This window comes from Vibrio sp. V08_P9A1T1, from assembly GCF_963874405.1.
In the GTDB taxonomy this organism is placed as follows: Bacteria; Pseudomonadota; Gammaproteobacteria; order Enterobacterales; family Vibrionaceae; genus Vibrio; species Vibrio anguillarum.
This window is the reverse complement of sequence record NZ_CAWNIB010000040.1, coordinates 1-9,643: the sequence shown is the minus strand read 5'-3', so window position 1 is coordinate 9,643 and position 9,643 is coordinate 1. Positions and strand designations below refer to the sequence as shown.

Here is a 9,643-nt window from a genome sequence, read left to right as displayed (position 1 = left end):
GTTTTAGCCTTGGCTGGCGATTCCACTATAACGAGTGATTTACCCATAATTGACTCAAATGCCCTTAATCATTACGCGAAAGTAAATCGCATGACGTTCTAAATTATTGCTTCTTTTTTTACTATCGAGCCAGTTAACAAGAAGATCAACATGTTTTTTAAAAATAAAATTCAACCACTCAATAATTGGTCAAAATGCAACCAGAGCTCAGTGGTCTATTCTCCGCCAGCCTTCCAACCTAAATTGAGAAGTTTAAAATCGAATCCTGTGGTACTTGTGAGCTTGACTTTCATTGCTGCAGCACTCTACTAAACGTGCTTTGGCGCTCATACTAAAGTGAGTATTATCAGTTCGCGAAATAAATCCAATGAAATATGCCGTAAGTCACACATTCTCATTGCATAAAAAATCGGCTTTCTTGATTAAGCTTAGACGTGACTTCTCTCTTTGGTCAAAGCTTGAGAATCCACTCCATCGAATTTTGCGCCGAATTCTATTTGAAATCATTGAAATTACCTACCCTTTTACGGCACTATCCTCGCACATCTACTCATAGGACCGTAAAAGATGAGCGAAAAACAATCTATTACTGAATTTGATTTGTTACTTATTGCAAACCAAATCATTCAAGAACATGACGCTTATATCGTTGGTATGCGCGCCGATAGCGTTGAAGAAAAAGAGGATGTATTAGTTTTTAAAGGCAACTACTTTTTAGACGACAAGGGGCTGCCAACACCTAATACCACTGCGGTATTTAACATGTTCAAGTACCTTGCCTTGCATTTATCAAAGCAATTCACTCTCGTTCAATCGTAATTCTTGATGAAAAAAAGCCTCATTCGAGGCTTTTCATTATTGGGTTTAAACGCTCAATGCCTAGTGGCTTAGTTTCGCAAGCTGTTCAAAATAATCAGGAAACGTTTTCGAAGTACATTTAGGATCATTAATCGTCACTGCGGTATCGCTCAGTGCAACCAGCGAAAAACACATCGCCATTCGATGATCGTCATAAGTGTCGATTGCCGCATGCAGTAATGACGTTGGTGGTGTAATGATAATGTAATCATCCCCTTCCTCAACCTCTGCACCCACTTTACGCAGCTCCGTCGCCATTGCGGCTAAACGATCGGTTTCTTTAACACGCCAATTATATACGTTGCGAATGGCTGTGGTGCCTTTGGCAAATAATGCGGTCGTCGCAATGGTCATAGCCGCATCAGGAATGTGATTAAAATCGAGATCAACCGCATTAAGCTCTCCACGACGAGCGATGACATAATCATTCCCCCATTCGATGACTGCGCCCATTTTTTCTAGCGCATCGGCAAATTGAATATCTCCTTGGATACTGTTTTTACCAATACCAGTAACTTTTACTTCGCCACCTTTGATAGCCGCCGCCGCGAGGAAGTAAGAAGCAGAGGATGCATCTCCTTCCACCAAAAACTGCCCAGGAGAAACATACGATTGCCCAGCAGGGATCACAAATTGAGTGTAGTTATGGTTGATCACTTTTACACCAAACTGCGCCATGATGTGTAACGTGATGTCAATGTAGGGCTTTGAGACCAAGTCACCGACGATATTGATCGTCATTTCACCATCAGACAGTGGCGCAGCCATTAAAAAGGCGGTCAAAAATTGACTCGAGATTGAACCGTCAATCGCCACGGTTCCAGCTTTAAGGCCGGTTGCCGTAATTTTTAACGGCGGGAAGTCTTCGTTTTCAAGGTACTCAATATCAGCGCCCGCTTCACGTAACGCCGTAACGAGATGACCGATTGGACGCTCTTTCATCCTCGGCTCACCAGTCAAAATGAATTCACCCTGTCCAAGAACTAATGCTGCCGCAAGTGGACGCATTGCCGTCCCTGCATTACCTAAAAACAGCTCAACGGATTGCTCGATGCTAAAAGGCCGACCCAAACCTTTTATCTCACACACCGTTTTGTCGTCTGACAAACGATACTCCACACCAAGTTTTTCTAGTGCGTTGAGCATGTGGCGAATGTCGTCACTGTCTAACAAGTTCGTTAGCTTAGTCGTACCACTTGCCAGAGCGGCAAGCAGTAGCGCTCGGTTTGAGACACTTTTGGAACCGGGTAAATTGACTTGCCCATTAATTTTTTTTATTGGTTGTAACGTGAGGCTTTCCATTCGAGTTGTGTTTCCTTGCATCTTCCAAAGAGCTCCTGTTTGCTCTGGGAAAATGAAAATTCTTCGTACTTGCAGCCTATCTAAAAATAAAAGCGAACTCCAGTACAAATATGGCCTGATAGTAATGATTGGCAAACTATTGAAAAATCCCTACTATCCTCATTCCGTGGCCTTATCTTGATGGTTAACCCAGATCGGATCGAACATGACTATTTACCTTCCTCAACTTGCGCTTGATGATTTCTCTTTTCCTTCCGCTGATGAGGCGCTAGAAGAGCCAAATGGACTGCTCGCGTTTGGTGGGGATTTACAACCAGAACGTATTTATAATGCTTATCGACACGGAATTTTTCCTTGGTATGGCCCACAAGAGCCTATTCTTTGGTGGAGCCCCGCTCCACGAGCTGTGTTTAACCCACAAACTTTTTCTCCAGCTAAAAGCGTTAAAAAATTCCAGCGAAAACATCAATATAAAATAAGCCTTAACCATGCAACTAAAGAGGTAATTACAAGTTGCGCCAACGTAAGACCCGCAGATCAAACTTGGCTAAATGAAGAGATGCGCAGCGCCTACCTCGCCCTTGCGGCTTCTGGCCTTTGTCATTCGGTTGAGGTGTGGCAGGAAGATAAATTGATCGGCGGGCTCTATGGCATACAAATGGGCCAAATGTTTTGCGGTGAGTCGATGTTTAGTATCAAAGCCAATGCATCAAAAATTGCGCTTTGGTATTTTTGCCAGCATTTTCAATCACACGGTGGACAGTTGATTGATTGTCAGGTGATGAATCCGCATCTGGCATCATTGGGAGCTTTCGAATTAGAGCGCGACGATTTTCTCAAATCCTTGCTATCTTTTAGAGATAGCTCTGTCGATGAGCGCTGCTTTACACCCCAGTGGATCACCTTGCCTAATGAAGGATAACCATGAGCTCAGATTTACAGCAAATACGCATCGGTTTAACCAATAACCACCCTTGTAGCTATTTAAAAGATAGGCAAGAACGTGTCGCTGTGACTTTAGACTCCGCCATGCAATCGCCTGAGAATTATGAAATTCTACTCGCAAATGGTTTTCGACGCAGTGGGGATACCATTTACAAACCTCACTGTGACAATTGCAACTCCTGCCAAGCATTGCGTGTTTTTGTTGACCAAGTCAAGCTATCAACCAGCCAAAAGCGGTTACTCAAAAAGGCACACGCTTTTCAGTGGCAGTTGAAACCGACCATGGATTCGGGTTGGTTTGCACTCTATGCCCGCTATATTGAAGCGCGACATAAAGAGGGCAGCATGTACCCTCCCAACGAGCAGGAGTTTGAAACCTTTTCCGCTTGTCGTTGGCTAGATACTCAATACCTGCATATTTATCAAAATGGACAACTGGTCGCGATTGCGGTGACGGATATTTTACAAAACAGTGCCAGCGCCTTTTATACCTTTTATGATCCAGAGTCAGATCTGTCACTCGGAACACTTGGCGTTTTATTTCAACTGCAATATTGCCAAGCCACACAGAAACAATGGTTATATTTGGGTTATCAAATTGATGAATGCCCAGCAATGAACTACAAAGTACGCTTTGAGCGCCATCAAAAGCTAGTAAATCAACGTTGGCAAGGGTAGAATACGCCCCAACTTTACATATTTATCTTTTAGCGGCAGAATGCGTCCGTTAAAAATCGCCAAGTTTCTAAAGAGGATTAAATGGCTAAAGAAGACGTAATTGAGATGCAAGGCACTGTCCTTGATACTCTTCCAAACACAATGTTCCGTGTTGAGCTAGAAAACGGCCACGTAGTAACAGCTCACATCTCTGGTAAAATGCGTAAGAACTACATTCGTATTCTTACTGGTGACAAAGTAACTGTAGAGATGACTCCATACGACCTAACTAAAGGCCGCATCGTCTTCCGTGCTCGTTAATCTCTGATTTTCGAACGCAACAAAAAACGGAGCTAAATGCTCCGTTTTTTGTTACTTATAGAACTGGATTAAATGCAATGCATAGAAGAAAGCACGCCTCAGCGTGCTTTTGTTATTAGGTGATAAGCATCGGGATTACCGATTAGTGAACCGCTTCTTCACGAGAACCAATGTACTTAAACTTAAGCTCTTCGCCATCTAAATCCACTTTCACTGTGCCACCATCGACCAACGAGCCAAACAACAACTCATTCGCTAATGGCTTTTTCAGCTTATCCTGAATCACGCGGCCCATCGGACGAGCGCCCATCTCAATATCGTAGCCTTTCACAGCAAGCCAATGACGAGCATCCTCAGAAACCTCTAACGATACACCTCTCGCATCGAGTTGAGCTTGTAGTTCAACAATAAACTTATCAACCACTTGATGGATTACACGCTCATCCAAACGATTAAACCAGATGATGTTATCTAAACGGTTACGAAATTCGGGTGTGAATACTTTCTTAATCTCTGACATCGCATCAAAACTATTGTCTTGTTGGATAAGACCAATCGATTTTTTCACTGTCTCTGCAACACCTGCGTTGGTTGTCATCACCAAAATGATGTTACGGAAATCCGCTTTTCGCCCATTGTTATCCGTTAAAGTGCCGTTATCCATAACTTGAAGTAACAAGTTAAAAATATCAGGGTGCGCTTTCTCAATCTCATCAAGTAGCACCACTGAATGTGGATGTTTAATCACAGCATCAGTTAGCAAGCCACCTTGGTCATACCCAACATAACCAGGAGGAGCACCAATTAAACGACTCACTGAGTGGCGTTCACCATACTCAGACATATCAAAACGCAGCAGCTCAATGCCAAGTAGCTTCGATAACTGCACTGTCACTTCTGTTTTACCCACGCCTGTTGGCCCTGCAAACAAGAATGAGCCCACTGGTTTATTGTCGGCACCTAAGCCAGCGCGTGAGAGTTTGATCGCCTCACTCAATACATCGATAGCGTCATCTTGTCCAAATACCAACATTTTCATTTTTCTATCAAGGTGCTGCAAAATGTCTTTATCGGAAGAAGAGACTGATTTTTCTGGAATACGCGCCATTTTAGCAACCATCGCTTCAATATCGGCCACTCCAACGGTTTTCTTGCGGCGACTTGCAGGTGCCAACCTTGAACGTGCTCCCGCTTCATCAATCACATCAATCGCTTTATCTGGCAAATGACGTTCATTGATGTATTTTGCAGAAAGCTCTACGGCCGCACGTAACGCTTTATTGGTGTAACGTACATCATGGTGCGCCTCGTATTTTGTTTTCAGACCCATAAGTATTTTAGTGGTGTCATCCAACGATGGCTCGACCACATCAATTTTTTGAAAACGGCGAGCCAGCGCGCGCTCTTTTTCAAAGATGTTGTTGTACTCTTGATAAGTCGTTGAGCCGATGCAGCGCAATTTACCGCTGCTAAGCAGAGGTTTGATTAAGTTAGCCGCATCCACCTGACCACCAGAAGCGGCACCCGCACCGATGATGGTATGAATTTCATCAATAAATAGGATCGCGTCCTGCTCTTTTTCAAGCTGTTTCAAAATGGTTTTAAAACGCTTTTCAAAATCGCCACGATACTTAGTTCCAGCGAGCAATGAGCCAATATCCAGTGAATAAATAACGCTATTTTGAATGATTTCAGGCACTTGACCTTCCACAATACGCCACGCCAGCCCTTCCGCAATCGCCGTTTTACCGACTCCCGCTTCTCCCACTAACAGCGGATTATTTTTACGGCGACGACACAACACTTGAATGGTTCGTTCTAGCTCTTTATCACGCCCAATTAGCGGATCAATCAACCCTTGCTTTGCCAATTGGTTGAGGTTGCTGGCAAAGCTTTCCAAACGTTCATCAGAACTGACTTCATCAGCTGATTCGCTGCTAAAAGAGTCGGAAGAGGCTGAATTATCACTTGCGCTGGAAGCTTTAGTGATGCCGTGCGAAATGTAGTTGACGATATCTAAGCGACTGATGTCATTTTTTTTCAGTAGGTAAGCCGCATGTGACTCCTGCTCACTAAAGATTGCAACCAGTACATTCGCCCCTGTGACTTCATTGCGGCCAGAGGATTGCACATGAAATACAGCACGTTGCAGCACACGTTGAAAACTCAATGTAGGTTGCGTTTCACGTGTTTCGTCACTTTCAGGAATAAGAGGGGTGGTTTGATCAATAAAAATATCAAGCTCTTGGCGTAAGGCATCCAAATCCGCTTGGCAGGCTAATAAGGCCTCTCTGGCTGCATCATTTTCTAATAACGCAAGTAGGAGGTGCTCGACGGTCATGAATTCATGTCTTTTGTCTCGCGCTCGAGCGAACGCGCCGTTTAGACTCGACTCTAGTTCTTTATTAAGCATAAGTACCTCCTTAAGGAACCACTTTGTTGCTCCAGCAAGCGACTACGCTTGCTCCATAGTACAAAGCAGTGGATGCTCATTTTCCCTTGAGTACAAAGTAACTTGAGCTACTTTGGTCTCTGCAATCTCAGCACTGAACGTGCCACAAATTGCTTTCCCTTCATAATGCACCTTGAGCATTATCTGTGTTGCTTTGTCGATATCCATCGAGAAGAATCGCTCAAGGATTTCAATCACAAACTCCATCGGCGTGTAGTCATCGTTATTAAGAACTACGTTGTACATCGCTGGTGGTTTAATTGCTGTCTTCTCTTTCTCCAGAAGATCTGAGTCTGGAGTCACCCATTCAAAATGTTTACTCATGATGACCGTATTTAGAGTGCTTCTCTACCTAGTGGAACCGTGTGCCTCTCAGTAACCATTGTGTCGTTCGAATCTATTAATGTTATTAGTGCTACCGACACAGTTGAAAAACAACCCTTACTTAGAGACTAATGCAGCAATTGTATCGCTGCAAATAAAACATTGCTATTCCGAACTATCAACGGCGTAGTTGATTAAAAAGAAAACAAAAGCAACTACTTTCTTTAACTATTTCATTCTTAACGCCCTATTTAATCGTTACAACAATGTAAACCTGAAAAGTGATTTATTTGCAAATATGTCGAGTATCATACCTTTTGCCTATTGACTGCGCCGAATCATTGACTACATTGGTCAATTAGTGACTAAAAATTTGGCAGCGGCTGAATTGATATTCACATTCGGGTAACGTTTTTAGGATAAGTTTCTCGATAACAACATCAGTAACTAAAATGCAATGAGGGATGTAAAGCATGGCTACAGGTACAGTAAAATGGTTTAACAACGCCAAAGGATTTGGGTTTATTTGTCCAGAAGGTGAGGATACCGATATTTTTGCTCACTATTCAACCATTCAAATGGAAGGCTACCGCACACTCAAAGCGGGCCAACAAGTTTCCTACGAGATTGAACAGGGGCCGAAAGGTTATCACGCTAGCGCTGTTGTTCCAATCGAAGGTCAACTTGCAAAATAATCGCTGCCAAACGTGTATTTGATGAAAAACCCGCCGAACTGGCGGGTTTTTTATTGCTTAGAGGTGAATAACTGAAGGTTAAGCGCCAATGATCGCGTTCAAGGTTTGGCTTGGACGCATTAGTGCTGATGCTTTTTCAAACACTGGCGCATAGTAACCACCCAAATCACCCGGAGTACCTTGTGCCTGATTCAGCTCAGAGACGATAACCTGTTCATTTTCTTGCAGCTGTTTCGCAATCGGTGCGAATTCCTCCGCTAAATCAGCATCCGCCGTCTGCTCTGCTAAGGCCTCAGCCCAATAGGTTGCAAGATAGTAGTGACTGCCACGGTTATCAAGCTCACCAACTCTGCGCGATGGTGATTTATTGAGATCAAGGAACTTACCTGTGGCTTTATCAAGCGCATCGGCTAGTACTTTCGCTTTCGCATTTCCAGTGACAACACTCAAATGTTCCAAAGACGCCGCCAGCGCCAAAAATTCGCCTAACGAATCCCAACGCAAGTGGTTTTCTTTCTCAACCTGCTGAACGTGTTTTGGCGCAGAGCCACCAGCACCTGTTTCAAACAAGCCACCGCCATTCATCAAGGGAACAATCGACAACATTTTAGCCGAAGTACCGAGCTCAAGAATGGGGAATAGATCCGTGAGGTAATCACGCAGTACGTTACCCGTAACTGAGATGGTATCTTTACCCGCTTTGAGACGCTCAAGTGTGAACAGAGTCGCTTCAACGGGTGATAGGATCTGAATATCTAAGCCAGCCGTATCATGATCAGCAAGGTAGACGTTGACTTTTTTGATCAATTCACGGTCATGCGCACGCTGATCGTCTAACCAGAAAATCGCAGGAACACCAGTAGCTCTGGCACGAGTCACGGCCAGTTTCACCCAGTCTTGGATCGGTGCATCTTTCACTTGGCACATGCGGAAAATATCACCAGCTTCAACAGCTTGCTCTAGCAATACTTTGCCGGAGGTATCCACAACACGTACCGAACCCGCTGCATCGAGGATAAAGGTTTTATCGTGCGATCCATATTCTTCAGCTTTTTGCGCCATAAGGCCCACGTTTGGCACACTGCCCATCGTGGTGGGATCAAATGCGCCGTGCTTTTTACAAAAATCAATCACCGCTTGATAAACGCCAGCGTAGCAGCGATCTGGGATCAGTGCTTTGGTGTCTTGTTGCTTGCCATCTGGCCCCCACATTTGACCAGAAGCGCGCAGCATTGCTGGCATTGACGCATCAACAATGATATCGCTTGGGACATGTAGGTTAGTAATACCTCGGTCAGAATCGACCATAGCAAGCGGTGGCTGCGTGTTATAAACCGCTTGAATCGCGGCTTCAATTTCTTCTTTCTGTGCTTGTGGCAATGCTTGAATTTTCGCGTAAACATCGCCTAGGCCATTGTTGACATCAACACCTAATGAGTCAAACAACGCGCCATACTTCGCAAATACGTCCTTGTAGTACACTTTAACGGCATGGCCGAAAATGACTGGGTCAGACACTTTCATCATGGTTGCTTTCATGTGCAAGGAAAGCAGCACATCTTGCTGTTTCGCTGCTGCGATTTGTTGCTCGAAAAACTCAACTAACGCTTTTTTGCTTAGAACTGAAGCATCGATAATTTCTTTATCAAGCAGCGCAAACTCTTTCTTTAAGACTTTAGTCGAGCCATCATGGCCGACAAACTCAATTTTGACCTTAGTGTCACCTTCAATGGTGACTGACTTTTCTGTTCCATAGAAATCTTTGTCTTGCATGCTGGCAACATGTGAACGGGATTGCGGTGACCATGCGCCCATTGAATGTGGGTTTTTCTTCGCATAATTCTTGACTGATAGTGGTGCGCGGCGATCGGAGTTTCCTTCACGTAACACTGGGTTAACCGCACTGCCTTTGATTTTATCGTAAGTCGCTTTAATCGCTTCTTCTTCGTAGGTACTTGGTTCTTCAGGATAATTTGGTAGGTCGTAACCTTTTTCCTGCAACTCTTTAATCGCGGCTTTCAATTGTGGGACCGATGCAGAAACGTTAGGCAGTTTAATAATATTCGCTTCTGGTTTGGTCGCCAGTTCA

The 9,643-nt window shown here is 44.1% G+C and carries 9 protein-coding genes; 5 read left to right on the top strand and 4 right to left on the bottom strand.

The window, feature by feature from the left end; all coding sequences use genetic code 11:
• Positions 1-567 precede the first annotated feature (567 nt).
• The gene (locus AACT21_RS02390) at positions 568-819 is read left to right on the top strand and encodes a YciN family protein (RefSeq protein WP_013857082.1); all 252 of its coding nucleotides are present in this window, start codon (positions 568-570) and stop codon (positions 817-819) included.
• A gap of 60 nt (positions 820-879) precedes the next feature.
• On the opposite strand, the gene aroA is transcribed toward AACT21_RS02390, so the two are convergent.
• Positions 880-2,160, bottom strand: coding sequence for a 3-phosphoshikimate 1-carboxyvinyltransferase (gene aroA, locus AACT21_RS02385; RefSeq protein WP_094163493.1), 1,281 nt, complete (start codon positions 2,158-2,160; stop codon positions 880-882).
• A 205-nt stretch (positions 2,161-2,365) separates the two neighbouring features.
• On the opposite strand from aroA, the gene aat reads away from it, so the two are divergent.
• The 3 genes from aat to infA all read left to right on the top strand — a co-directional run bounded on the left by aat (position 2,366) and on the right by infA (position 4,083).
• Entirely contained in the window at positions 2,366-3,082 is a 717-nt protein-coding gene (gene aat / locus AACT21_RS02380) for a leucyl/phenylalanyl-tRNA--protein transferase (protein ID WP_094163491.1), read from the top strand.
• Between the two features lie 2 nt (positions 3,083-3,084).
• A complete protein-coding gene (locus AACT21_RS02375) occupies positions 3,085-3,783 on the top strand; it encodes an arginyltransferase (RefSeq protein ID WP_013857085.1) in 699 nt (232 codons plus the stop codon).
• A gap of 81 nt (positions 3,784-3,864) precedes the next feature.
• The gene (gene infA / locus AACT21_RS02370; RefSeq protein ID WP_006075347.1) at positions 3,865-4,083 is read left to right on the top strand and encodes a translation initiation factor IF-1; all 219 of its coding nucleotides are present in this window, start codon (positions 3,865-3,867) and stop codon (positions 4,081-4,083) included.
• 142 nt (positions 4,084-4,225) lie between these two features.
• On the opposite strand, the gene clpA is transcribed toward infA, so the two are convergent.
• Both clpA and clpS read right to left on the bottom strand, forming a co-directional pair.
• Positions 4,226-6,496 (bottom strand): ATP-dependent Clp protease ATP-binding subunit ClpA, encoded by a 2,271-nt coding sequence (gene clpA, locus AACT21_RS02365; RefSeq protein WP_013857086.1) that lies wholly within the window; start codon positions 6,494-6,496, stop codon positions 4,226-4,228.
• A gap of 42 nt (positions 6,497-6,538) precedes the next feature.
• A complete protein-coding gene (clpS, locus tag AACT21_RS02360; protein ID WP_010319243.1) occupies positions 6,539-6,859 on the bottom strand; it encodes an ATP-dependent Clp protease adapter ClpS in 321 nt (106 codons plus the stop codon).
• 473 nt (positions 6,860-7,332) lie between these two features.
• On the opposite strand from clpS, the gene cspD reads away from it, so the two are divergent.
• On the top strand, positions 7,333-7,554 hold the full coding sequence (gene cspD / locus AACT21_RS02355) for a cold shock domain-containing protein CspD (RefSeq protein WP_013857087.1): 222 nt from the start codon (positions 7,333-7,335) through the stop codon (positions 7,552-7,554).
• Positions 7,555-7,632: 78 nt separating this feature from the next.
• On the opposite strand, the gene AACT21_RS02350 is transcribed toward cspD, so the two are convergent.
• The coding region (locus tag AACT21_RS02350) for an NADP-dependent isocitrate dehydrogenase (RefSeq protein ID WP_094163489.1) at positions 7,633-9,643 on the bottom strand (2,011 nt) is incomplete at its 5' end.